The following is a 23,326-nucleotide window of genomic DNA, read 5'->3' as shown; positions in this document are numbered from 1 at the left end:
ATCTACTCGCCACATCAAACTCTCTCTGATGGACCAAGGCGTTCCCTCCAGAAAATCCTCGTGGACTGACAGGCGGACTTGCGGCTCTTCGTTCGACGCGAACGGCTTCCGCCCTGTAGCTCCAATTCTGCGTCGCGACATTCGATCCAGATACCTCCCCGAAATTTTGTCCTAAGCTGAGGTCGGCCCGATGTCCGAGGACTCAAGAAATGTGGCGTTACGTCAATGTAGTCAACGTTCGAGCGGTCCATTAAGTGGGCGTCGTCCGGCCTGGTTTCTCGCTGTGATTGTTGCCAACAGTCAGCTATGGGCGGAGAGCGGTCATTCGCTGCAGTAAGGCCGCGCTACCGCTCTGGTCTTAACTCTCCCACCTTTCGTCGGGAGCAGACTGACATAAGTCCGCCAAGGCCAAGAACTCCAGTACCATGGCCGCCGTCCAGGTAAAGCGCACGCCGCCGAGGGGCTCTCCGGAGCGGGGGTCGTAGTATTCAGCGAAGCCCGATGTCCGGATCAGATCGAGGGACGAGCGGGTGATCGCGGCGGAAGCCCCTGCAAGGCCGGAGCGGGCAAGCCCATCGGCGATCATGTAGTTGACCACCAGCCAGACAGGCCCGCGCCAGTAGCGCTGGACCTGGAAACGGGGATCGTCCGGCGCCTGAGACGCCACGCGGAAGCGAGTGCCGTGACCCTCGATCGTCTGGGCGATGCGCGCCGCCCGGGCCGCCGGGATCGGTGCGAAGGCGGCAAGCAGCCCGCCCGACGAGCGGCTGTCGATCAACGCGCCCAAGACGCGGTCACGGCAGAGATACTGGCCGTGGTCCTCAGACCAGAGGCTCTCCAGCGCGGCGGTCCCACGTGTTGCATAGGCTCGATTTTCGGCGGCGAGGCCAAGTTCGCCAAGGGTCTCGGCAAGATCGGCAAGATCAGCGGCCGACCGTATCAGGATCGCGTTGAAGCCAGGGTCCACGACCTGGAAGGGCGTGGCCGCGTGGAGCCGGGTATTGTCCCAGTTCAGCGCACGGAAATGCTCGACGAGCCAGAGATAGCGATCGTAGTGCTCTTTCGTCGGGCGATGCTCAGGGGCGGCGTGTTGGGTATCGCGGCGGGTGTATGGCGCGATCCCTTCGGTCGGAACCCGGGCGAAGGCGTCGTCCCAGTCCACCGAATTGTCACGACCCGATTCCCACGGGTGGAGAATGGCCACGAGTCCCTCGCCCTCCGGGTCGCGGTTCTGAAAGAACCAACGGTGCCAGGCTGTGACCTTTGGCAACAGCGCACGCGCGCGGGTGGCGGCCTGGCCGCGGTCGGTCGCCCGGTCGAAGAGGCGTCGGATCGCAAAACCGGCGACGGCGGGTTGCGTGATGCCCGAGGTTGGGACCGGCCTGCCGGTGGCCCAGACGTCGGGACCAGGGAAATATCCGTCGTCGGGGGTGTGAAAGACGATATGCGGGACCATGCCGTCAGACCATTGGTGCGCGAAAAGGGTCTCGATTTCGGTCCAGGCGCGGCTCTCGTCAAAATGGCTTTGACCGAGCGCGGTCAGGCAGGAATCCCAGTTCCACTGGAAGGGATAAAGCCCCTTGGTCGGGATCGTATAGCTGCCACGGTCGTTTTCCTGCAGGATTTCGACGGCAGCGCGGTAAAGGTCGGTCATCTGGGGCGGTCCTCGGGCTTGGAAAACGGGGCGGCCGCGCCTAGCGCAGGCGCTGTTCGTTGCTGTCGAACAGGAAGGCGCGGCCGGGATCGAAAGCCAGCCGCAACTCCTTCTTCGGAACGGCGGCGAGGCGTTCGGTCAGCTGTGCGACAAGCGCCGCGCCACCGGGCGTCCGGCCGTGCAGGTAGCCAACATCGCCCAGTTGTTCGATCACGTCGGGACGGATCTTCAGAAGTCCGCCCCCCGCCAGCCGCAGATGCTGCGGGCGCAGCCCGACCCGGACCTCGCGGCCCGGCTGAAGCGTCCCGCGCAGATGTGGCAGGGCCACGGCCATGTCCTCATCGCCCTCTATCAGCACCGTGCGACCATCGCCGGCAGCCACGACCGCTGGCAGGACGTTCATTTTGGGGGACCCGATGAACCCCGCGACGAACAGGTTTTCGGGGTCGTCGAAGACGTCCAGCGGCCGTCCCACCTGCATGACCTGCCCGGCTCGAAGCACCACGATCTTGTCGGCCAGGGTCATCGCCTCGACCTGGTCGTGGGTGACGTAGATCATGGTGGCGCCAAGCCGCTGGTGAAGGCGCGCAAGCTCCAGCCGCATGTGGACGCGCAGTTCGGCGTCAAGGTTCGACAGGGGCTCGTCGAAGAGAAACACCTTGGGGTCGCGCACGATCGCCCGCCCGATGGCAACACGCTGGCGCTGGCCGCCGGACAGCTGGGCCGGGCGGCGGTCAAGATAGCTGCCCAGTTGCAGGATCTGCGCCGCGTCGGCCAGACGACGGTCGATCTCGGCCTTGGGGACCCCGGTCACGCGCAGCCCGAAGGCCATGTTTTCGGCCACGGTCATGTGGGGGTAAAGCGCGTAGGACTGGAACACCATTGCGATGCCGCGTTCGGCGGGTTCGGCTTCGGTCACATCCTCGCCGCCGATGCGGATCGTGCCGGAGGAGGTGTCCTCCAGCCCGGCAATCATCCGCAGGAGGGTGGACTTGCCGCAGCCCGAAGGCCCGACCATCACCACGAACTCGCGCGAAGCGATGTCGAGGTCGACGCCCTTGATGATGTCGACGGTGCCGAAGGATTTCTTCACGTCTTCAAGGACAACGTTCGCCATCAGGAGTTCCTTCGCAGGTAAGCCAGGGCCGCCGGAAGCGCCGTTTCGGGCGGGCCGGACAGGCGGCATTCGATGGCCCCCCAGCCGGTGAAGCCGGGCAAAGCCGCAAAGGCCGAGGCAAAGTCGGTGTGGCCGGTGCCGGGTTCCAGACGCGAGGAATCGGCGAAATGCAGGTGTGCGACCAGCGGCCCCGCGGCGCGCAGGCTGACGGGGATGTGAGCCTCTTCGATGGTCATGTGGAAGAGGTCGGCCATGAGCTTCACCGCCGGGCTGCCAGAGGCGCGGCACAGCTCCGCCCCCTGCGCCAGGGTGTTGACCATGTGGTCTTCATAGCGGTTCAGGGGTTCAAGCCAAAGCTCCACCCCCAGCTTTTCGGCATGCGCACCCAGGGTCGACAGTGCCTCGGTCAGGATGGCGCGGTCGTCTTCCGGCGGGCGGGGCGGGGTGAAGGGCGGCAAGCGGTTGGAGTGGATGCCATAGGCGGCCGGGGTGATGACCCCCGCCGCACCAACCTCGGCCGCAACGTCCAGAAGGTCGCGCAACGCGGTCATGGCGGTCTGGCGGTCATCTGCGTCGAAAGCACCGATGAAGGGGCCACTGTCCGGGCAGATCGAGGAAGCGACCAGACCCGCCGCCCGCGCCGCGCGCAGTTCCGGCAGGCGCGCCTTGATCCCGCCCGCCCCGCGCAGTTCCAGCCCGTCAAAGCCCCAGTCCCGGGCCCGCGCCCAACGCTCGGTGGCATCCTTACCGGGGACAAGGTTTTCCTGAACCGCGATCTTCATGCTGAAAAATCCAGTACGACCTGCAGGCACTCTCCCGGCCGGTCCTGCAGCATCTCGAACGCCGCCTGCGCCTCGCTGACCGGCAGCGTGTGCGAGATGAGGCGGCCCCAATCGACCCGGCCTTCCGCGATCAGCGACATCACCGTCGCGTCAAGCCGCGCCCGGTTCCAGCGGTGGTCCAGCCCCCGCGCCACGCCGGAAATCTGAGAACAGCGCAGCTCGATCCGGTTGTGGTGGAACTCTTCGCCCAGCCGCAGGCCAAGCGCGTCGCCCTGGAAGAAGCCGCAGGCGACGACGCGGCTGTTGTAGGCCGTGGCGCGCACCGCCTCGTGGAGGGCCTGGCTTTTGCCGGTGATTTCGATCGAGACATCCGCGCCGCGCCCGTCGGTCAGCTCCTTCACGCGACGGGCCGCATCCTCGCGGCTGCCGTCGATCACATGCGCAGCGCCATGGGCCTTTGCGCGCTCCAGCCGGTCGGGAAGGCGGTCAACAGCGATCACCGTCGCGCCGGACAGTGCCGCAAGTTCCGTCACCATCAGCCCCGGCACGCCCTGCCCGAAGACGGCAACCGTCTCGCCCAAGTGAATGTCGGCATCCAGGATCGCGTTCAGCGCGATGGAGCCGATCTGGCTGAAGATGCCCAAGCGCGGGTCAACTCCCTCGGGCAGAACTCGCAGGGCGACCCAGTCTTCGTCGGCGACGTGCTCGGTCCGGTGCCGCCAGGTGCCCCAGACGATCTGGCCTTCGCGAACCTTCGTGACCTCTGGCCCGACCTCGACCACGCGGCCCACTTCCTCATAGCCCATGGCGGGCATCGGGTAGGTCCAGGACGTGGAGCCGGGCACGAAAAGCCGCAGCTTGGTGTCCCATGAGAGGTTCAGGAACGGGTTCGATCCGGTGAAGGCGGTCATCTCGGTCCCCGCCGAGATGCCGGAATACAGGGTCGCAATCCGCACCTCGCGCGGGGCAAGGTCCTGCGGCTCGTGCGGTTCGCGGCCAAGCCGGCCCGGCGCTTCGACCGTCATGTGCCAGGGCAGGTTGTCGCCGGAAGCAGCTTCGGCACGGGGGGAGGTTTGGGTCATGTCGGACAAGATCTCACTTGACGGCACCGGCGGTCAGGCCGCGCACGAACTGGCGTTGGAAGATAAGGTAGACGATGATGACGGGCACCGTGGCCAGCGTGACCCCGGCGGCGATCAGGCCGATGTCGCGGGTGTAGGTGCCCTGGAAGAACATCAGCCCCAGCGGGATCGGGCGCTTGGCCTCGTCCTGCAGGTAGAGAAGCGGCATCAGGAACTCATTCCAGGTCCGCATGAACTGGAACACGATCAGCGTGCTGACGGCGGGCTTGGCCAAGGGCAGCATGACCGACCAGAAGATGCGCAGCTCGGAACAGCCGTCGACGCGGGCGGCCTCGTGGAGTTCCTTCGGCAGGTCCTCGAAGAAGGCGGCCATCAGGAACACGCCGAACGGCAGGCCAAAGGCGATGCCGGGCAGGATCACCGCCCAGTAGGACCCGAGAAGCCCCATCTGCAGAAGCTGGTAGTAAAGCGGGATCATCACCGACTGGAACGGGATCGTCAGGCCCAGAAGGATCGCCCCGAAGGCCAGCGCCCGGCCGGGAAAGCGGAACCGCGCGATGCCGTAGCCGGCCAGGGCCGACAGCACGACGACGCCGATGACCGTGGGAATGGCGATGATGACGGAGTTCATCAGGTAGTCGCCGAAACGGCCCTTGACCCAGGCGTTGGCGACATTCTCCCAGATCGGCGGCCAGGGCAGGCCGAAGGGGTCCTGCTGCGATTGCATGGCAGGGCGCAGGGCGGTGAACCATGTCACCAGGATGGGATACAGCGAGATCACCGCGAAGAGGATCAGCAGGCCGTGGCGGCCTGCAGTGGCCCAGGCCCGGCGCTGGCGGTGGCGGTTGCCTGCCATCAGCCCGCCCTCCGCCGCAGGACCATGGTCGCCCAGGCCGCCAAAAGGGCGACGACGGACATCACCATCGAAAGGGTGGCACCATAGCCGTATTCGTTGCCACGGAAAGCGACCTCGTAGGTGTAGGTCGCGATGACCTCGGAGGCGTTGTTCGGACCGCCCTGCGTCATCACCCAGACCATGTCGAAGGCGTTGAAGCCGCCGATCACGGTGTAGACGATGACCATGGTCAGCACCGGGGCAATCTGCGGCACGATCACGTGGCGGAACCGCTGCGGGGCCGAGGCACCGTCGATCCGGGCAGCTTCGACGAGTTCGGGGTTCACCTTCTGCAGACCGGCAAAGAGGACGACGATGCAGAACCCGAAGTATGACCAGATCGCGGTAAGGAGGACCGCGTACAGCGCGGTTTCGGATTCCCCAAGCCACCCCGTCGCCCAGCGACCAAGGCCGATCTCGCGCAGGCCGGTGTTCAGAAGCCCGAAGAGCGGGTTGTAGATCCACCCCCAGATGACGCCGATCACGACGGGCGACAGGATCACGGGCAGGAAGAAGATCGTCCGGTAGGCAACCGACCCGCGGGCGTCCGACCAGAGCATGACCGCCAGGATCAATCCCACCACCACGGGCACGACGGTGCCAAGCACGACCCAGATCAGGTTGTTGGCCAGCGCCGACCACATGGCTCCGTCGACTGCCAGCCGGGCATAGTTGGCGATGCCGGTGAAATCGGGCCAGCCAAGGCCGTTCCAGTCGGTAAAGGACAGCCCGATCGTGGCCAGGAACGGCAGGCCGAAGAACATGAAGTAGACGACAAGCGCAGGCAGGACAAACCAGAGCCCGGCCATCTGGCGCGCCGCCGTTCGGGAACGGCGGCGGCCGGTTCTTGCCCCTGCACCGGGGGCGCGCGGCGCCTCGGTGCGGGGGGTTGCGGTCATTTCGCGACGGCAGCCTGAAGCGCTGCTGCCTGCTCGGCCGCCGTGCGTTCGCCACCAAGCACGGCCTGGAAGCCGTCAAGCATCACGGTGTTGAAGGCCTCGGGCGTCAGCACGTCGATGTTGACCCCCATCGCCCCGGCGGAAAGCGCGGCGGCGGCCTCGGCCAGAAGCGGCGACATCTCGACCCCGGCGCCTTCCAGCGAATAGGACGGGATCACCGACATGCCTTCGACCCAAAGTGCGGCATTGGCCGGATCGAAGAGGAACGCCAGGAAGGTGTTGGCCGCCTCGCCTTGGGTGGTCGAGGCGTTGACGAAGTAGCCGCCGCCAAGGCCTGCGGGGGGCATCGTCGCCATGCCGTCCGGTGCGGGCAGGAAGAAGAAGCCGGTGGCAAACGGATTGTCCTTGAAGCCGTTGATCATCCAGCCTCCGGTGATCGTCATCCCCGCCTGTCCGCCCGAGAACAGCGCGTTCGCGTCGTCGTATCCCACCGCGTTGACCGAGGCGTTGAAGCAGCCGTTCGCCTCGTTGTCGGTGAAAGCCGCCTGGATCGCCGAGGTCACGGCCGGATCGTCCCACGAGGCCTCGCCCCGAATCATCGCCATCAGCTGGTCCTGCGGCACCATGTTGTTGGCATAGGCCGAGAAGACGTGGAAGGCGGGCCAGCCTGCAGCGTTGCCAAAGGCGATCGGCGTGACGCCTGCGTCCTTCAGCGTCGTGCAGGCGGCCTGGAACTCGGCAAAGGTCTTCGGCACGGCGATGTTGTTCGCAGCGAAGAGATCCTTGTTGTAGTAGACCGCGATGAACTCCAGCTGGTTGCCGACCCCGTAGGTCTTGCCGTCGAAGGTCACCCGCTCTTTCGTCCAGGGCAGGACCTTCGCCAGCGGCCCGGCGTAAAGCTCGTCTAGGGGCTTGATCAGCCCGGCCTTGGCCAGCACACCCGCAAAGCCCGGTCCGGTATCGTACTGGAACACATCCGGTCCCGTGCCCGAGTTCAGCGCGGTCTGGATGACGGCGCGCATGTCCTCGGTCGCCTGGACGTCACGCTCGACGTCGATTGTCGGGTTCGCCGCCTCGAACGCGGCGATCATGGCATCCATGCCGTCCGTGTTCTCGGTGAAGCTGTCCCAGACGCGAAGGGTGACCTTGTCCTGCGCCCATGCACTGGCCGCGGCCAACGCCAGAACACAGCTTAGCATGCCCGCAGCAGCGGGGTTTCCAAAGTGTCTCATGAATCCTCCCATGACGGCAGCGCCGTCGTTGCAGACCCGCCATTCCGGCATGTGTCAACGATAACATATGGCGAGAAACGCCCATATGTCAACGATTCCACAGGGCGGTCGGGTGGGGTCAGCGCCGGGTCGGAGCGGTGGCGGTGGACCGGCGGAGCACCAGTTCCGCATCCAGCGCAAGGTGCTGGTCGGGCGCGCCTTTTCCTTCGATCTCGTCGATCACCAAGCGCACGGCGGTGGCCCCCAGACGGCGGGCCGGCAGCCTCACGCTGGTCAGAAGCGGGGTCAGGAAACCCGCCAGCGTGTCATCGAACCCCACGACCGAGATGTCGTCGGGGCAGCGCAGACCGGCTTCGTGTATCGCCTGCAGCGCGCCCGCAGCCAGGATGTCGTTAGAGGCAAAGATCGCCGTCGGTCGGTCGGCTGCCTGCAAAAGCGCCTGTGTCGCCCGGTAGCCGTGCCCCTGCGCCGTGGGCTGGTCGATGGTATAGGCCTCGCCGAACCGGGCCAGCCCTTCGGTCGCGGCACCGATGTCGCGTATCACGTCGCGCCAGGCACCGAAGCGTTCGCGCTCGACATAGCCGAACAGCGCCGCCGGGCCGTCTTCGGGCAAAAGCTCGGCGCCGACATAGGCGATGCGGCGGTGGCCGAACTCTACCAGATGGCGCATCGCCGCCACGGCGGACGGATAGTTGCGCACCACCAGCCGATGCCCGACCAGACTACGCGGCCGTTCGACCTGGGCCGTGGGCACCCCCAGCGACTGCGCATATTCCACGTTCGCCGGATCGGACGGGGTCGAGAACACCAGCCCGTCCGCCCGCCAGCCCAGGAAAGTCTCGACCGCCCGACGCTCGGTCTCGGCGTCGTGCTGAACGTTCGCGGTCAGTATCGTGTAACCCCGCGTTCGCGCCTCTTCCTCGGCCCCGCGTGCGACCTCCACGTAGAACGGATTCGGAACGGTGGATTTGAGCAGGTGCCCGATAACATGGCTGCGGCTTTGCCTCAGACTGCGGGCAAGCGAGTTCGGCCGGTATCCGGTGGTGGCAACGGCTTCCAGCACCCGTGCCTTTGTGGACTCTGCGACGTACCCACTTTCCTTCAGCACACGGGCGACGGTCGTGGTCGTAACGCCCGCAGCCCCGGCAACGTCCTTCAACGTCGCCGACCGCCCGCCCGACACTCTAGGCCATGTCTCTTCACGATCCATTCTGTCAACCTACGCCAGCGGGCCGGGCCGGGCTAGGTGCTCAATTCCGCCACGTCGTAGATTGATGCGCTTCCATGTGTTGGAGATCTGCTCAACGGAAGTGTGCGTGCCAAGTGTCTTCATCTTGATCCTCGTTGACCGGATCGGTTTTAGCAATCCACGCGCTTGCTTGGTCTATGATCCTAACGGTGTCGAAATGCTGCACCTCGGTTGAAAGGCAGCTTCAGGAAAGCCGTCTTGCAGTATCCAACGCATGTTTGCCGTCTGCTTTGGGCCGAGAGCGATCGCTAGGTCACTTTGGGCGGAAAGCGGACGGCCGGATGCCGCAGGAGCTAAACACACCCAACGGTAAAGCGGCCATTCGATAGACATGTCAGGAGACGGTTATCTGTTCGCTGATTGTCACTTCACATTCCGAGCTGAACCTTAAGCGCCCCATTTGGAACTCCGCCCTTGAACGCGGCCTCGATCTCTTCGATAGCCACCCGATGGCTCACCAGACGGGCAGCATCGGCCCCGTGGGTTCGCAGAAGCGGCAAGGTCTCCGGAATGTTCGCATTCAGCGAGTGGGTCCCGAATAATGAAAGCTGCCGACGGAACATTTCGAAAGGCGAGATCTGGATCCGCGCGGGCTGCGGGCAGACGCCGAAGAACAGTGCTGCGCCGCCATCGCGCAGATATCCGCTCATCGCTTCAGCCACTGGGGGGACCCCTGTGGCATCCGCGACGAAATCCTGGCTGCGACCCATCCCGAGAAGAGCATCGGATCCTGGCGCGACCGGCAGTAGGCCGAAGCTTTCCGCAAGACGCAGTCGTTCCTCAGAAAGATCGACGACCGTCACCTCCTTCGCTCCGCGCCATTTCAAAGCAAGCGCCATGAGAAGGCCGATCGGTCCCGCACCGAACAGCATCGCTGACTCGCAGGCCTGCCCTTGCAGAGTCGACAGACCGTTCAAGACGCAACCCAGCGGTTCGGAAAGGGCCGCGACATGCCAATCCATGTCACCGATAGGATGAACATGGTCCGCCGCCACGACGCAAAATTCTGCGAACCCTCCGTTTCGGGTAACGCCATAGGCACCGAGGTTTTCGCACAGATTGATCCTGCCGCGCAGGCACGCCGAACAAGTCCCGCAGCCAAGGTTCGGGTCCACGACAACACGATCACCGACACCAATGCCAGATACATCACGCCCAACGGCCACGACCTCGCCCGCGAATTCATGCCCGGGAACCAGAGGGAAGGCGGAACTTCCGTAATTCCCTCGCAGGATTTCAATATCGGTGTGACAGATTCCGCTTGCCTTGACGGCGATCACAACCTCGCCGGGCCCTGGTTCAGGATCGGGCAGATGCTCGAGGGTGACCTTGCGATCCTCACGGAAGACGATTGCTTGCATGTTGTGCCTTTCTTTTTGTCAGGCCGGCTCTGGTCCGGAAAGCTGCCGCCCGATGGCGGCCTGATCAATAATCGACCAGACCTCGGCGATCAGGCCGTTTTCGAAATGGTAAAAGACATGCTCATCGAAGCGCACCCTTCGCCGGTTAACCGGACGGCCGAACAATTCCCCCACTGGCGTGCAGTCAAAGACCAACCGGCAGCCGAGCATTGGCGGATTGGCAACCACCAACTCTGCATGAAACCGCAGGTCTGGAATGGCGCGGAAATCTCCTTCCAGCATCTCCCGGTATCCGGACAGGCCGAACGGTCGACCGTTGTGTCGAACATCGACGGCGACGAATTGACTGAGGTTCTGCCAGTCCTTCCGGTTGAGACAGTCAAGGTATCCTTCGTAGATATTTTCAAGCGACTCTGGTCCGGCAGACATTGCCATCAGTCCGACAAATAGGCGCGCATGGCAGCTTCTGCACCCTGCGACCAGACAAGGTTCAGCGCATCGGCGAAAGCTTCGACGAACGAGCGGTTCGCGCTCAGGTCGCCATAGATCTCGCGTTGCTTCAGCCACTCGACGGGCTCCGCCTTCGCCCGCTTTGCCGCTGCCTTCAGGGCATCCCAGTTCGGATCATTCGGTGCGATGTCTTGCCCGTTTTCGTCTGTGCCATGGCAATACCGGCACCACATGGCGCTGGACAGGATCAACCCGCGCGGCATCACTCCGCGTGCGAGATTGTCCCAGATCGAGGGAATGATGAACTTCGGTTGGCGGTTGGATCCGTCGAAGCAAAGCCGACGTTCGGTGTCGGCCACTTCGGGGTTCGAGAAACGCTCGATAATCAGCGTCTTGTAGTCGTTCAAATCCTGCCCCGGAACCGGAGGGATGATTGGCAGGATTTCGGTTGTCTCGATCTTGTCCAGAAATACACTGATCGTCTGGTCGGCCATCGCCTCGTGAACGAATTCAATACCTTTGATCCCGCCCGGATATGCAATGATCGCATGACCACCGTTGAGGATGCGGATCTTCATGGTCTCGAAGGCATGGACATGATTGGTAAAGGTTACACCGACCTTTTCCCAAGCCGGACGTCCGGCGGGGAAATTGTCTTCAAGCACCCATTGCCGGAACGGCTCGCAGGTCACCGGAACCGGATCGTTGCCCAGCCCGAAGGTCCCGGCCATCGCGCGCTCCCGCGGGCCGGTGGCAGGTGTGATGCGATCAACCATGCCATTGGGGAAGGCAACGTTGTCCTCGATCCAATCGCCCAAAGCCGGATCGGAAAGCCGCGCGAGGCCGACTACTGCCGCCCGTGTCACATGGCCATTGCCTGGCAGGTTGTCGCAGGACATGACGGTAAAGGGCTTGATCCGTGCAGCCTTACGTAGTTTCAGTGCGGCGACGATCGCACCGAATGCCGTGGCCGGATAGGCAGGATCACGGGCATCGGCAACAATCTCGGGCGCGGTCGGATCGAAGGCTCCCGTGGCAGGGTTCACGAAGTAGCCACCCTCGGTCACCGTCAGCGACACGATACGGATTTCAGGCTTCGCCATCGCAAGGATCAACGGACCATTGGCCGACGCGACAGGCAGGAACTCGATCATCGACCCGATGCGCCGCGCCGTCTTACCCTTGGGATCAAGCTCGATCACCGTCGACAGACAATCCTGCGCCTTTAGCGCATCGCGCATCGCTGCATCGGCGGGTCGCACACCTGCGCCGACAATGGCCCAATCCAGATCCCTTCCCTGCGCAAAGAGGTCGTCCAAATAGACGGCCATATGGGCGCGGTGGAAATTTCCCAACCCAACATGCACGATCCCGGGAGTAAGGCGCGTGCGGTCATAGGCTGGAAGGGTCGCGGATTGGACCATGTCGGACTCCTTGTGTGGGAATTGCGTCAGGCCAGCCAGTTGCCGCCGTCGACGCCGAAAGTCTGGGCGACCACGTAGTCGGCCTCGGCTGTGGCAAGGAAGATTGCCATGCCGGTCAAATCCGACGCGACAGCGCCACGGCCGATCGGCACGCTTTCGAAGACGATCTTCTTCTTCTCGCCCGGTGCGCGGCCTTCGTATTTCGCGAAATGCGCGTCGACGGCGTCCCAGTGTTCACCGTCCACCACGCCGGGGGCGATGGCGTTCACGTTGATGCCGTGCTTGATCAGGTTCAGACCCGCAGACTGCGTCATGCTGATAACGGCTGCCTTGGTGGCGCAATAGACCGCAACGAGGCTTTCACCGCGACGTCCCGCCTGCGAGGCCATGTTGATGATCTTGCCGCCGGTGCCTTGTGCGATCATCTGCTTGGCAGCGGCCTGCATGCAGAAGAAGGTGCCTGCGGTATTCACCGCGAAGACACGGTCATAATCTTGACGGGTGATCTCGACGATCGGCGCGGCAGTGAAGAGCGCCGCGTTGTTGATCAGTATGTCGAGCTTACCCAATTTCGACACGACGGAGGCGAAGCCCGCGTCGATGCTGTCCTGCCTCATCACGTCCATCTGTATCGCCATCGCCTTCGGGCCAAGGCTTTCTGCGGCCTTCTGCACGGCATCGGCGTTGATATCCGCCAGCGCAACGGTTGCGCCCTCGGCGATATAGGCCCGTGCGAATTCCAGCCCGATCCCGCGCGCAGCGCCGGTGATCAGTGCAGTTTTACCTTGCAGTCTCATTTCATGGACCTTCCGTCTTTATTGAAGCGATGGAACTTGTCGGCTTGAGGGGCCAGCGACACACGGTCGCCGTGGTGGCGGCCCACCTCGCCGCTTGCGCGGACGTTCAGGGTGCCGATGCCATCGACCTGCACCTTGAGAAAAGTGTCCGACCCGAGATGCTCGGAAAGCCCGACCGTCCCCGTCCAAGGCCCGCCCTCGACGATGTCGATATGCTCGGGCCGGATGCCGATGGTGGCCCCGCCATGCTTTGCAGCCTCGGTCCCTTCGACAAAATTCATTTTCGGGCTGCCGATGAAACCGGCGACGAACAGGTTCACGGGCGAGCGATAAAGCTCCAAAGGCGATCCAACTTGTTCGATGTTCCCCGCATTGAGCACGACGATCTTGTCGGCCATGGTCATGGCTTCGACCTGATCGTGGGTCACATAGATCATCGTCGTTTTGAGGGTCTGGTGGAGTTCGGTGATTTCCTGTCGCATCCCGACCCGCAGCGCTGCGTCGAGGTTCGAAAGTGGCTCGTCGAACAAAAACGCCGCAGGCTCACGGACGATGGCGCGCCCGATGGCGACCCGCTGACGCTGGCCGCCGGACAACTGGCCGGGACGACGATCCAGATAGTTGGTAAGGTTAAGCACCTTTGCAGCCCGCTCGACCCGGGAGGTCTGCTCGGCCTCGGACATTCCAGCCATCTTGAGCGGGAACGCGATGTTCTTACGGACCGACATGTGCGGATACAGTGCATAGCTCTGGAAAACCATCGCCAGGCCACGCTTTGCTGGCGGCAGATGCGTGGCGTCCTTTCCGTCGATCTCGATCAAGCCAGAAGTCACATCCTCGAGCCCCGCGATCAATCGCAGCAGGGTCGACTTCCCGCAACCTGACGGCCCGACGAAAACGACGAATTCCCCGTTCTCGATCTGCAGGTTGATGTCCGGAATCACCGACACATCCCCGAAGGCTTTCTTGACGTTCTTGAGAGTAATCTTGCCCATATCGTCCTCACTTCACCGCGCCGAAGGTCAGGCCGCGGACAAGTTGTTTCTGGCTGAACCAGCCCATGATTAGGATCGGCGCAATGGCCATGAGAGAGGCCGCCGAAAGCTTCGCGAAGAACAGACCCTCGGGGCTGGAATAGCTGGCGATGAAGGCCGTCAGCGGTGCCGCGTTGGCCGCTGTCAGGTTGAGTGTCCAGAACGCCTCGTTCCAAGCGAGGATGATGTTCAAAAGGATTGTCGAAGCGATGCCCGGCAAAGCCATCGGGGCCAGGACGTAAAGAATCTCTTTCTTCAGCGTCGCGCCGTCCATCCGAGCTGCTTCAAGGATCTCGCCCGGAATTTCGCGGAAGTAAGTGTAGAGCATCCAGATGATGATCGGCAGGTTGATCAGCATGAGAACCACAGTCAGGCCGATGAGGCTGTCCAGAAGGCCGGTATCGCGGAAGATCAGGTAAATCGGGACGAGCACACCAACCGGCGGCATCATCTTGGTGGACAGCATCCACATCAGCACATCCTTGGTGCGCTTCGCAGGCACGAAGGCCATCGCCCAGGCAGCAGGTATGGCGATGATCAACCCAAGCAGGGTCGAACCCAGCGAGATGATGACCGAATTCGAGAAGTGCTTGAAGTAGTCCGACCGCGCCTGAACGGTCAGGAAGTTCTCTATGGTCCAGCCCGATTGAAACAGGACCTCCAACGGCGCACGGATCGCGTCTTCTTCTGTCTTGAAAGACAGGATGATGATCCAAAGGATCGGGAAGAACATCAGGAACCCCAGCGTTCCTGCAATGGCGGTGTTGAGGACCTTGGTCCGGGTCGAAACTGCGCGAGCCATGGATTGTCCCCTTACGCGTCGAGGTTCTTGCCGATCATCCGCATCAGGAAGATCGCGACGATATTGGCGAGGACGACCGCAACGACGCCCCCCGCACTGCCCATGCCCACGTCGTATTGCAGAAGCGATGCGACATAGACGAGGTAGGTGAGCGTGGTCGAAGCCGTGCCCGGACCGCCGTTGGTGGTGACGAGGATTTCGGCAAAGACGGACAGCAGGAAGATCGTCTGGATCAAGATCACCACGGTGATCGCCCGCGCGAGGTGGGGCAGCATGATATACCAGAAGCGGTTTAGCCAGTTCGCCCCGTCCATTTCCGACGCCTCGAGCTGTTCTTGATCCAGCGATTGCAGTGCCGTCAGAAGGATCAGCGTGGCAAAGGGCAGCCATTGCCAAGCAACGATGATCGTGATGGCTCCAAGTGGCATGTTGCCGAAGAAGTCGATCGGTTCGAACCCGAGCCCCGTCGCGATGCGCCCGAAAATCCCGTTCACTGGGTTCATGAACATGTTCTTCCAGACCAGCGCCGAAACAGTGGGCATCACGAAGAAGGGCGCGATCACCATGATCCGGATGATCCCCTGCCCGAACATCGGGCGGTCGAGAAGAAGCGCGAAAAGGATGCCCCCGATAACGGTGATGAGCAGGACGCCCCCGACCAGAAGCAAGGTGTTGACGGCCGCAGCCGTGAAGCTCGGATCGGTCAGGAACCAATAATAGTTCTCGAAACCGACAAAGGGATTACCGCTCGGCGTGAGCAGGTTGTAACGCAGGAACGAGAAGTAGAGCGTCAGGACCAGCGGGACGATCATCCAGGCGAACAACAGGATGACAGCCGGTGAAATCATCAGCCTTGCAGCCGTGCGGGATGCTTTGGTCGCCATATAGTTCTCCCGTTCGATTGGTCAGCAGCGTTGAAGGAAAGACCCCGGCGGGGCCCTTGCTACACAGCTACGCGAGACATGCGGTGGTCTGGAAGAAAGAGGCGGGCCGATCCATGAGGAACGACCCGCCCGTGGAGGATGCTTACTTGATGTAACCAGCCTTGGTCATTTCGCGGGTCGCGAAGTCCTGGCTTGCGGCCAGTGCTTCTTCGACCGTCACGTCACCGGCCAGAGCCGCTGCGACCTGCTGGCCGACGAAGTTGCCGATACCCTGGAATTCCGGGATCGCGACGAACTGGACGCCGGTGTAGGGAACCGGATCACGGGTCGGGTTCGACGGGTCAACCGAGAAGATCGCGTCCTTGATGGTTGCCGCGAAGGGTGCCGCTTCCAGCAGGCGCGGATCTTCGTGGATCGAGGCGCGCGTGCCGCTCGGAACCGCAACCCAGCCCTTGGTTTCGCCGACCATCTGGAAGTATTCCTTCGAGGTCGCCCACTTTAGGAAGTCCTTGGCTACATCCTGCTTCTGCGAGCTGGCTGGGATGGCGAGCGCCCAGGACCAGAACCAGCCGGTGCCCTTGTCGGTCGCCTGCTTCGGGGCCTGGAAGAAGTCGGTAATGTCCGCGACCTTCGAGTTGGCCGGGTTCTTCACATCGTTCGCGGCCGAGGTGGCGTCGATCCAGGTGGCGCATTTGCCATCCTTGAAAAGGGCGCGGTTCTCGTTGTGACCGTTGGCGGTCGCACCGGGCGGACCGTATTTGGTCATCAGGTCGACGTAGTAGGTGATCGCTGCGTTCCACTCGGGTGAGTTCAACTGCGGCTGCCACTGCTCGTCGAACCAGCGCGCGCCGAAGGCATTTGCCAGCGTGCCGACGAACGCCATGTTCTCACCCCAGCCGGCCTTACCGCGCTGGCAGGTGCCGTAGATGCCGTTTTCGGGATCGTGAACCTTTGCGACGATGTCACGGAATTCGTCATAGGTGATCTGCGAGGTCGGCTTGGCGACGCCTGCCTTCTCGAACAGGTCCGTGCGGTAATAGGTGAACGACGTTTCCGAGTAGAGCGGAACGGCGTAAAGGTGGTTGTCTGCCGAGAGGCTGCTGCGGACAAGCGGGAAGATGTCTTCCAGATCATAGTTCGCGTCATTCGCAAAATCGTCGAGCGGAGCCAGCCAGCCGTTCTTGCCCCAGATCGGCGTTTCATAAGCACCGATGAACATTATGTCGAAGGAACCACCGTTCGTCGAAATATCCTGGGTAGTGCGCTGGCGCAGCACGTTCTCTTCCAGAACGACCCAGTTGATCTTGTTGCCGGTCGCCTCTTCCCACTTCGGAGCGAGTTCCTGCATCACGATCATGTCGTTATTGTTGACCGTCGCGACGGTAATCTCTTCAGCCGACGCAAAGCCAGCGCCGACCATCATAGCCATGGTCCCTGCCGTAAGCAGGAAGTTCTTCATCTTCATCGGATTTCCTCCCTTGGTTCCCCTGATGTCGTGGAGAGAAGCTAGTGGCGATCCAACGCAAGAGTCAATCTAATTTTTTACGCGCGCCAATTTTACTTTGATCGCGCTATGCGGAAAGACGCATGATGAGCTTTCCTTCAAGTTTCACAGGTGCGCGATCCTGCGGACCGCCGTCTTCGATCATATCGAAAAGTGCGCTCACGCTCTTGTCCGCGATGGCCGCATGGTCCTGCGCCACGGTCGTTAGCGGCGGGCAGGTGAATCGGGACAATGGATGGTCATCATGCCCCGCGATCCGCATGGCGGAACCTGGCCCCCGACCGATCCGCAAGCCACGCTCATAGGCCGCCGCCAGGAGGCCGATCGCGATCCGGTCATTCGCACAGAGAACCGTTGATGTGGGGAAGCTCCAGCGAGAGAGAAGGCGAAGCCCCTGCTCATAGCCGATCTGTTCGAAACCCCAGTCACTTTCGGCCACAGGCACCACCTCGGGCGTCAATCCCTGACGTTCCATCGCCCCGATGTATGCGTTCTTCCGCTCCAACGCGTTCTCGTTCACGGCCGGCATCTCGAGGAAGCAAGGCGGCTCACCGGTGCGGCAAAGATAGTCGACGATCAGCCCGATGCTATGAAAATTGTCAGTCCCTACAAAGGCTTCGCCGGAACCAAGCGGGCTGTCGAAGATAACCGTTGGAATTTCCGAAGCGAATTGCATCATCCGCGCTCGATCCGACCGCTCGCCCAGCGGCGCGATGACCGCCCCCGCCAACTTCATCGACCGAAGCAGGTCCAGCGCATTCGCCTCGAGCTCCGCCTCGCCATGCGAGCTGAGCACGATCGCCCAATATCCCGCTTCAATACAGCGTTGCTCGATCAGGCGGACGATCTCGGCAAAGAACGGGTCGACGATATGCGGCACAACGATACCGATGTTCTTGGTCGACTTACGATTCTGATTGATCGCGAACAGGTTCGGCCGGAAATCGTATTGCTTTAGCGCATGCTCGATCCGGTCACGGGTCGAGCGCCTGACACTGGTCGGATCGTTGAAATACTTCGACACCGTGGGGCGGGAAATTCCGCTCACAGCGGAAAATTCTTCCATATTCCGGATCTTCTGGTCTTCCATCCCTGCACCTTCGGGCTCGCGAACTCTGCCGATTCCAGCCTTAAGCCGCCCAGGGAAGCGCGCGCAACACCCATCGGCAGGCTATATTTGGCGAAAAATTATCGCGCGTAAAGTTATTGGTTGACACTAAGCACCCCAAATGGCACGGGTCAAGCAAATGCTACGTGTGCATGGTCCGCGACATGGCCACGCCAAAGATCGAGGCTTTCCGTGAAGAAGATCGTCGTTGCCGGGGAGATCCTGGTGGAAATCATGGCCGATACCGCAGGCAACGGCTTCCGCGCGCCCCTCGCGCTGACCGGCCCATATCCTTCCGGCGCTCCTGCGATTTTCATCGATCAGGTGGCGCGGATGGGCCAGCCCTGCGGGATCATCTCGATGGTCGGCAACGACGACTTCGGTCGCATGAACACGGAACGTCTGGCCGCAGACGGCGTTGACATCTCAGCTATCTGCATTGACCACGAGCGCCCGACAGGCAGCGCCTTTGTCCGCTACCGCGCCGATGGATCGCGCGATTTCGTATTCAACATCCGGCACAGCGCCTGTGGGACTTTGCCCAAAAGCGATACCGTGGATGCCCTCCTAGCCTCAGCGCACCATCTGCATGTGATGGGCTCATCCTTATCCAGCCCCGAGATCATCGCCTTCAACATCGACGCAGCCCGCGCGATCTGCGCAAAGGGCGGCACCGTTTCCTTCGACCCGAACCTGCGCAAGGAAATCCTTGATGCGCCGGGCATGGGCGAAGCGATGCAGGCGATCCTGTCTGCCACCGACATCTTCCTGCCCAGCGGGGACGAGATCACGCTCCTGACCAAGGCCAAGGACGAAGCCGGGGCCGTTGCGGAACTCCTCGCGCGCGGCATCCGCGCCATCGTTCACAAACAGGGCTCGACCGGCGTCGCCTATCACGACGCCGCCGGCCGCCGCTTCGTTCCCGCATTCAAGGTTCAGGAAGTCGATCCCACCGGCGCGGGCGACTGCTTTGGCGGAGCATTCACCGCGCTCTGGCTCCGCGGGGAAGACATCGACCGCGCCCTGACCCTTGCCGCCGCCGCCGGAGCCTTGGCCGTGACCGAACGCGGTCCGATGGAAGGCGCGGCAACCCTTGACAACATCCGCGCCTTCGCGGCTTCACAAGGACGTTTTGTCTGATGTCCCATCCCCTCCTGACACTCGCGGCCGACTATCGTGCCGGAATGAAACCCGGAATCACCTCGGTTTGCTCTGCCCATCCGACGGTCATCGAAGCCACGCTCCGCCACGGTTCGAAAACCGGCCTGCCCGTGGTGATCGAAGCGACATGCAATCAGGTCAATCAGGACGGCGGCTACACCGGAATGACACCCGCCGATTTCCGCGATCTCGTTTTCACCATGGCGGACCGTGTGGGTTACCCGAAGGACCGGATCATCCTTGGCGGTGATCACCTTGGCCCCAACCCGTGGAAACATTTGCCCGCCGATCAGGCGATGGCGAAAGCCGAAGAGATGATCGCAGCCTTCGCCGCCGCAGGCTTCACCAAACTGCACCTCGACACCTCGATGGGCTGCTTCGGTGAACCCGTGGCACTTGCAGATGCCAAGACCGCCGAACGCGCCGCCCGTCTGGCAGCGATGGCGGAAGCGCACCACAAGGGCTCCCACGCACCGGTCTATGTCATCGGCACCGAAGTCCCCGTCCCGGGCGGCGCGGTGGACGGTCTCGATCACCTCCAGATCACCGAACCCGCTTCCGTTGCCACGACCTACGAAGTCCATCGCAGTGCCTTCGACGCGGCGGGACAGTCCGACGCATTTTCCCGCGTAATTGCACTCGTCGTGCAGCCGGGCGTGGAGTTCGGTCATGACGACGTGATCCACTACGCACCGGAAAAGGCCCGCGCCCTATCCGCCGTCCTTTCGGATTTGCCGACTGTCGTCTTCGAAGCGCATTCGACCGACTATCAGACCGACGCTGGCCTGCGGCAGATGGTTGGCGATGGCTTCTCGATCCTGAAGGTAGGTCCTTGGCTGACCTTTGCCTTGCGCGAAGCGCTTTACGGACTTGACGCGATTGCGGACGTTTTGGATGGCACGGCTCCACAGAACGGATTGATGCGGACGATGGAATCCGTGATGCAGACCTCTCCAGCGAACTGGGCAAAATATTACCATGGGTCCGACACGGACCTCTGGGTCCAGCGTCATTTCAGCTATTCGGACAGGATCCGCTATTACTGGCCCGACGTAGTCGCTCATTCAGCAGTCGAAAAACTGAAGGCGCGTCTTTCAGGTCGGCGAATTCCGGCTCCCGTCCGCCAACAATATCTGCCTACCTCCGTCGATGCTGGACCGGCAGACATCGACGGCCTTCTTCGGCAATCAGTAGAAGCGGTGCTTAACACATACCACGCCGCTACGACGCCCGGCTGAACAACCTTCGTGATCAATATCGTCTCGGCGCACGTGGTGAATGACCGCTTTGGAAACCGGAGCGAATCTCGCTGAAGGACGGCTATGGGCCGAAAGCAGCCTCGGGGACAAGACGGCGAGAATAGCCAAGACCGAAAGCGTACCACACCATCAAAATCCCTAGGGGTTAGGGCCTCGGGAGTAGACACGAGGTCTTGGCGGAAAGGGCGATACAAAGACCCTTTATAGATCGGCGCGAATGCAGCCAAGGTCATGCAACCAAAAGCTGCTCGCTCCGGCGGAGATTGTTTTGGCAGGCGTCGAGTCAGAAGAAGGAGCCGGCATCATCCTCATGGTCGTCGTTAGGTGACCGCGCGAAACTGTAAAAGTTCGCGACGTCACGGTTTTTCGTCCGCCTTCGCCATCAGCGCGCGGATGTGACGGGCAAACGCCGCTGTCGCGGGCAGGCCCAGGACCAGGCCACCCGCCAGCGATTGGATTGGCGTCAGCACCGGCCAGCCGACCCAGGACCAGATCAGCGAGGTGAAGAACAGGTTCACCGCCATCGCCCCGGCCCCGAACGGGTAGAGGATCAGCGTCAGGCGCCACAGGCTCATCTGCGGCTGACCAGCCATTGCACGGCGATCAGCGCGGCAAGGAAGATCAGCGAGGCTGTGAGGTACGCCAGTTCAGCCTCGGCGGTCTGGGGCTGGGGGATGGGGCGCTGGAACGCCTCGGCCAAGGCGGCGGTGGGGACGAGGAAGGGCGCAAGGCAAAGAATACGGCGCATGTCAGGTCTCCTGCGTGAGGGATCGGTAGATGTCGGGAAGCGCGCGGCCAAGGCGGGCTGGGTCGGGCAGAAGGGTGAAACCGGCGCGGCCGAAGATGCGGGCGAACCAGTCCTGCCCGTCAGCATCGACGATAACGCCATGCACGGCTTGCCCTATACGACGGGCCTCGCGGACGGCCATATGGCTGTCCTCGATCCCGTGGGTGCCTTCGTAGTGGTCAAGGTCGTTGGGCTTGCCGTCGGTCAGCACCAGCAACAGCTTGCGGGCCGAGGGTTCATGGCCAAGCTGTGCTGTGACATGGCGGATCGCTGCCCCAAGGCGGGTGTAATGGCCGGGGTGCAGACCACCGATGCGGGCGGTGACCTCGGGGGTCACGCGGCCGTCAAAGCCCTTGCAGCGGGTAAGGAATACCCGGTCGCGGCGCAGCGAGGAGAACCCCCAGATCGCCAGCCGATCCCCCGCCGCGTCGATGCCGCCGGCCAACGCCGCCAATGCCTCACGCGTGGTGTCGATGATGCTGCGACTGCCGACCACCGACTCCGTGGAACGGGAGCAGTCCATCAGAATCGCCACCGACAGATCGCGTTCCACATGCCGCAGGTCGCGAAAGATGCGGTCGCTGCCTTGCCCGGTGGCCCGGATCGCGACTTGGGCGGTGATCAGCGCGTCAAGGTCGAGTTCAGCACCGTCCACCTGCCGGGGAAGCAGGATGCGGCGGGGGTGCAGCGCCTCGAACTGCTTTCGCACGCGGGCCAGTAGGCGCGGATCGGGGGCAAAGCGGTCGCCTGGCGTGGCTTCTGCCTCCAGCACGCGGGTGTGGTCGGGCATATAGCTGCGGGCGCGGTGGTTCCATTCGGGGTAAGTGAAGATGTCGGACAGACGCTCATGCTCGGCGTCCTGGGGTGCGAGGTCGAGGTGCAGGCGCAGGCGGGTGGCAGCGCGTTTGTGGTGTTTGGTCAGCGTGATGTGGTCCTGATCCTCGGCCGCCTTCTGGGCGTTTTCCAGATCGTCGTCATCCGTCGCGCGGTTCAGGCCCATGCTTTCGACCCAGGAGAAGATGGATTCGAACCGGTGCATGATGAAACTGTCGGTGCGGTTGGCTTGTTCGTTATCCTCGCGCTTGCCCTGTTTGCGGGTCGGGCTGGCAAGGCCGGGGGGCGTGCTGATCACGTCCTCGGCAGGGGAGGCGGCGTTGCTGCGTGTGACATGGTCGAGGCGGAGCCAGATCGGCTGCGGCGGAAGCCGGGCGTAACCGCGGGGGGCAGGTGTGGGGTCGATCGGTGGTAGGGTGCCACCGGCCAGCAACAGGCGGGCGCGGGCGGCGACCTTCTGTTCCGCCGCCGAGGTGGAGAAGTCGGGATACATCGCCAGAAGATGCTCGCGCAGGGCGGTATGTGCGACTTTCAGTCCGGGGCACTGCGCCAACGTCGCCGTTGTCGCCTGTTCCATCGTCTCAAGCCGGGAAAGGTCGGCGGCGAAGGGGTCATTTGGCAAGGTGATGGGCCGGCAAGATGCGGCAAGGGCCGCCAGCCACAGGTAGGCCGCACGGTTCAGTTCGGCCGTCGGGAAGGCATCGATCACCGGGGGCAGGCGCAGGACTTCGCCGTCGAAGGTGGCGACATGCTCCAGCACCCTGGCTTCGGCAAGTTGCGCCCCCGCACTCCGCCGATGGCGCGAGGCTGTGGCAGGGCTGCCGGCAATCTCTACCCCCGGTTTGCCGCCAAGCGCGCGAAAGAGGAGCGTGAGGCTGGGGCGGACCGCCTCCAGCGCCACAGCGTGCGCGGGGTAGCCCGCGACCGGGGCCAGCCGCTGGGCAACCCCGTGCCAGAGGTTGCCCATCGTCTCTTCCGGCTCCATCAGGTCCATCGGGTGCAGGGCCATGT

Annotated in this window: 22 protein-coding genes; 2 read left to right on the top strand and 20 right to left on the bottom strand. The window is 62.9% G+C overall.

Going from position 1 to position 23,326, the window contains the following annotated elements; all coding sequences use genetic code 11:
* Positions 1–358 precede the first annotated feature (358 nt).
* The 17 genes from Q0C42_RS20360 to Q0C42_RS20280 form a co-directional block, all read right to left on the bottom strand.
* Positions 359–1,654 (bottom strand): hypothetical protein, encoded by a 1,296-nt coding sequence (locus Q0C42_RS20360; RefSeq protein ID WP_295080482.1) that lies wholly within the window; start codon positions 1,652–1,654, stop codon positions 359–361.
* Between the two features lie 40 nt (positions 1,655–1,694).
* Positions 1,695–2,771 (bottom strand): ABC transporter ATP-binding protein, encoded by a 1,077-nt coding sequence (locus tag Q0C42_RS20355; RefSeq protein WP_295080480.1) that lies wholly within the window; start codon positions 2,769–2,771, stop codon positions 1,695–1,697.
* Entirely contained in the window at positions 2,771–3,553 is a 783-nt protein-coding gene (locus tag Q0C42_RS20350; RefSeq protein ID WP_295080478.1) for a sugar phosphate isomerase/epimerase, read from the bottom strand. Before Q0C42_RS20350 ends, Q0C42_RS20355 begins: the two co-directional genes overlap by 1 nt.
* On the bottom strand, positions 3,550–4,635 hold the full coding sequence (locus Q0C42_RS20345) for a zinc-binding dehydrogenase (RefSeq protein ID WP_295080475.1): 1,086 nt from the start codon (positions 4,633–4,635) through the stop codon (positions 3,550–3,552). Before Q0C42_RS20345 ends, Q0C42_RS20350 begins: the two co-directional genes overlap by 4 nt.
* A 13-nt stretch (positions 4,636–4,648) precedes the next feature.
* Positions 4,649–5,491, bottom strand: coding sequence for a carbohydrate ABC transporter permease (locus Q0C42_RS20340; RefSeq protein ID WP_295080473.1), 843 nt, complete (start codon positions 5,489–5,491; stop codon positions 4,649–4,651).
* On the bottom strand, positions 5,491–6,429 hold the full coding sequence (locus Q0C42_RS20335; protein WP_295080470.1) for a carbohydrate ABC transporter permease: 939 nt from the start codon (positions 6,427–6,429) through the stop codon (positions 5,491–5,493). Before Q0C42_RS20335 ends, Q0C42_RS20340 begins: the two co-directional genes overlap by 1 nt.
* Positions 6,426–7,661, bottom strand: coding sequence for an extracellular solute-binding protein (locus tag Q0C42_RS20330; protein WP_295080467.1), 1,236 nt, complete (start codon positions 7,659–7,661; stop codon positions 6,426–6,428). Before Q0C42_RS20330 ends, Q0C42_RS20335 begins: the two co-directional genes overlap by 4 nt.
* A gap of 118 nt (positions 7,662–7,779) precedes the next feature.
* Positions 7,780–8,871, bottom strand: a complete 1,092-nt coding sequence (locus tag Q0C42_RS20325) for a LacI family DNA-binding transcriptional regulator (RefSeq protein ID WP_295080464.1) — start codon at positions 8,869–8,871, stop codon at positions 7,780–7,782.
* A gap of 407 nt (positions 8,872–9,278) precedes the next feature.
* A complete protein-coding gene (locus tag Q0C42_RS20320) occupies positions 9,279–10,271 on the bottom strand; it encodes a zinc-dependent alcohol dehydrogenase family protein (protein WP_295080461.1) in 993 nt (330 codons plus the stop codon).
* Positions 10,272–10,289: 18 nt separating this feature from the next.
* On the bottom strand, positions 10,290–10,706 hold the full coding sequence (locus Q0C42_RS20315; RefSeq protein ID WP_295080459.1) for an ester cyclase: 417 nt from the start codon (positions 10,704–10,706) through the stop codon (positions 10,290–10,292).
* Positions 10,706–12,145 (bottom strand): mannitol dehydrogenase family protein, encoded by a 1,440-nt coding sequence (locus tag Q0C42_RS20310; RefSeq protein ID WP_295080456.1) that lies wholly within the window; start codon positions 12,143–12,145, stop codon positions 10,706–10,708. Before Q0C42_RS20310 ends, Q0C42_RS20315 begins: the two co-directional genes overlap by 1 nt.
* A gap of 26 nt (positions 12,146–12,171) precedes the next feature.
* Positions 12,172–12,942, bottom strand: a complete 771-nt coding sequence (locus Q0C42_RS20305) for an L-iditol 2-dehydrogenase (protein WP_295080453.1) — start codon at positions 12,940–12,942, stop codon at positions 12,172–12,174.
* Entirely contained in the window at positions 12,939–13,937 is a 999-nt protein-coding gene (locus Q0C42_RS20300) for an ABC transporter ATP-binding protein (protein WP_295080450.1), read from the bottom strand. Before Q0C42_RS20300 ends, Q0C42_RS20305 begins: the two co-directional genes overlap by 4 nt.
* A 7-nt stretch (positions 13,938–13,944) precedes the next feature.
* Positions 13,945–14,778, bottom strand: a complete 834-nt coding sequence (locus Q0C42_RS20295) for a carbohydrate ABC transporter permease (protein WP_295080447.1) — start codon at positions 14,776–14,778, stop codon at positions 13,945–13,947.
* An 11-nt stretch (positions 14,779–14,789) separates the two neighbouring features.
* Positions 14,790–15,662: a carbohydrate ABC transporter permease gene (locus Q0C42_RS20290; protein WP_295080445.1), complete on the bottom strand. Its 873-nt coding sequence runs from the start codon at positions 15,660–15,662 to the stop codon at positions 14,790–14,792.
* Between the two features lie 142 nt (positions 15,663–15,804).
* A complete protein-coding gene (locus tag Q0C42_RS20285; RefSeq protein WP_295080507.1) occupies positions 15,805–17,121 on the bottom strand; it encodes a sugar ABC transporter substrate-binding protein in 1,317 nt (438 codons plus the stop codon).
* A 112-nt stretch (positions 17,122–17,233) separates the two neighbouring features.
* On the bottom strand, positions 17,234–18,256 hold the full coding sequence (locus Q0C42_RS20280; RefSeq protein WP_295080442.1) for a LacI family DNA-binding transcriptional regulator: 1,023 nt from the start codon (positions 18,254–18,256) through the stop codon (positions 17,234–17,236).
* Between the two features lie 210 nt (positions 18,257–18,466).
* On the opposite strand from Q0C42_RS20280, the gene Q0C42_RS20275 reads away from it, so the two are divergent.
* Entirely contained in the window at positions 18,467–19,414 is a 948-nt protein-coding gene (locus Q0C42_RS20275; RefSeq protein WP_295080439.1) for a sugar kinase, read from the top strand.
* Complete coding sequence (locus tag Q0C42_RS20270; RefSeq protein WP_295080436.1) at positions 19,414–20,673, top strand: D-tagatose-bisphosphate aldolase, class II, non-catalytic subunit; 1,260 nt, start codon at positions 19,414–19,416, stop codon at positions 20,671–20,673. The genes Q0C42_RS20275 and Q0C42_RS20270 overlap by 1 nt, the downstream gene beginning before the upstream one ends.
* 377 nt (positions 20,674–21,050) lie before the next feature.
* Here the strand turns inward: Q0C42_RS20270 and Q0C42_RS20265 are convergent, their stop codons facing one another.
* The 3 genes from Q0C42_RS20265 to Q0C42_RS20255 are packed head-to-tail and all read right to left on the bottom strand — an operon-like array spanning position 21,051 to position 23,324.
* Complete coding sequence (locus tag Q0C42_RS20265) at positions 21,051–21,269, bottom strand: NnrT protein (RefSeq protein ID WP_295080433.1); 219 nt, start codon at positions 21,267–21,269, stop codon at positions 21,051–21,053.
* Positions 21,266–21,442, bottom strand: a complete 177-nt coding sequence (locus Q0C42_RS20260) for a hypothetical protein (protein WP_295080430.1) — start codon at positions 21,440–21,442, stop codon at positions 21,266–21,268. The genes Q0C42_RS20265 and Q0C42_RS20260 overlap by 4 nt, the downstream gene beginning before the upstream one ends.
* A 1-nt stretch (position 21,443) precedes the next feature.
* Positions 21,444–23,324 (bottom strand): VWA domain-containing protein, encoded by a 1,881-nt coding sequence (locus Q0C42_RS20255; RefSeq protein ID WP_295080427.1) that lies wholly within the window; start codon positions 23,322–23,324, stop codon positions 21,444–21,446.
* Between the last annotated feature and the right edge of the window lie 2 nt (positions 23,325–23,326).

The sequence above is a fragment of the Tabrizicola sp. genome (assembly GCF_022842145.1).
Taxonomy (GTDB): Bacteria; Pseudomonadota; Alphaproteobacteria; order Rhodobacterales; family Rhodobacteraceae; genus Tabrizicola.
Note: the sequence above shows the minus strand (reverse complement) of the source record. Positions and strands in the feature narration are given on the sequence as shown.

Bases quoted from the DNA above. Each gene is read 5' to 3' on its own strand.
- Q0C42_RS20305 (WP_295080453.1), bottom strand. From the start codon at position 12,942: ATGAGACTGCAAGGTAAAACTGCACTGATCACCGGCGCTGCGCGCGGG.
- Q0C42_RS20345 (WP_295080475.1), bottom strand. From the start codon at position 4,635: ATGACCCAAACCTCCCCCCGTGCCGAAGCTGCTTCCGGCGACAACCTG.
- Q0C42_RS20350 (WP_295080478.1), bottom strand. From the start codon at position 3,553: ATGAAGATCGCGGTTCAGGAAAACCTTGTCCCCGGTAAGGATGCCACC.
- Q0C42_RS20260 (WP_295080430.1), bottom strand. From the start codon at position 21,442: ATGCGCCGTATTCTTTGCCTTGCGCCCTTCCTCGTCCCCACCGCCGCC.
- Q0C42_RS20330 (WP_295080467.1), bottom strand. From the start codon at position 7,661: ATGAGACACTTTGGAAACCCCGCTGCTGCGGGCATGCTAAGCTGTGTT.
- Q0C42_RS20290 (WP_295080445.1), bottom strand. From the start codon at position 15,662: ATGGCGACCAAAGCATCCCGCACGGCTGCAAGGCTGATGATTTCACCG.
- Q0C42_RS20315 (WP_295080459.1), bottom strand. From the start codon at position 10,706: ATGGCAATGTCTGCCGGACCAGAGTCGCTTGAAAATATCTACGAAGGA.
- Q0C42_RS20325 (WP_295080464.1), bottom strand. From the start codon at position 8,871: ATGGATCGTGAAGAGACATGGCCTAGAGTGTCGGGCGGGCGGTCGGCG.
- Q0C42_RS20310 (WP_295080456.1), bottom strand. From the start codon at position 12,145: ATGGTCCAATCCGCGACCCTTCCAGCCTATGACCGCACGCGCCTTACT.
- Q0C42_RS20360 (WP_295080482.1), bottom strand. From the start codon at position 1,654: ATGACCGACCTTTACCGCGCTGCCGTCGAAATCCTGCAGGAAAACGAC.
- Q0C42_RS20270 (WP_295080436.1), top strand. From the start codon at position 19,414: ATGTCCCATCCCCTCCTGACACTCGCGGCCGACTATCGTGCCGGAATG.
- Q0C42_RS20335 (WP_295080470.1), bottom strand. From the start codon at position 6,429: ATGACCGCAACCCCCCGCACCGAGGCGCCGCGCGCCCCCGGTGCAGGG.
- Q0C42_RS20295 (WP_295080447.1), bottom strand. From the start codon at position 14,778: ATGGCTCGCGCAGTTTCGACCCGGACCAAGGTCCTCAACACCGCCATT.
- Q0C42_RS20265 (WP_295080433.1), bottom strand. From the start codon at position 21,269: ATGAGCCTGTGGCGCCTGACGCTGATCCTCTACCCGTTCGGGGCCGGG.
- Q0C42_RS20280 (WP_295080442.1), bottom strand. From the start codon at position 18,256: ATGGAAGACCAGAAGATCCGGAATATGGAAGAATTTTCCGCTGTGAGC.
- Q0C42_RS20355 (WP_295080480.1), bottom strand. From the start codon at position 2,771: ATGGCGAACGTTGTCCTTGAAGACGTGAAGAAATCCTTCGGCACCGTC.
- Q0C42_RS20300 (WP_295080450.1), bottom strand. From the start codon at position 13,937: ATGGGCAAGATTACTCTCAAGAACGTCAAGAAAGCCTTCGGGGATGTG.
- Q0C42_RS20340 (WP_295080473.1), bottom strand. From the start codon at position 5,491: ATGGCAGGCAACCGCCACCGCCAGCGCCGGGCCTGGGCCACTGCAGGC.
- Q0C42_RS20320 (WP_295080461.1), bottom strand. From the start codon at position 10,271: ATGCAAGCAATCGTCTTCCGTGAGGATCGCAAGGTCACCCTCGAGCAT.
- Q0C42_RS20255 (WP_295080427.1), bottom strand. From the start codon at position 23,324: ATGGCCCTGCACCCGATGGACCTGATGGAGCCGGAAGAGACGATGGGC.
- Q0C42_RS20285 (WP_295080507.1), bottom strand. From the start codon at position 17,121: ATGAAGAACTTCCTGCTTACGGCAGGGACCATGGCTATGATGGTCGGC.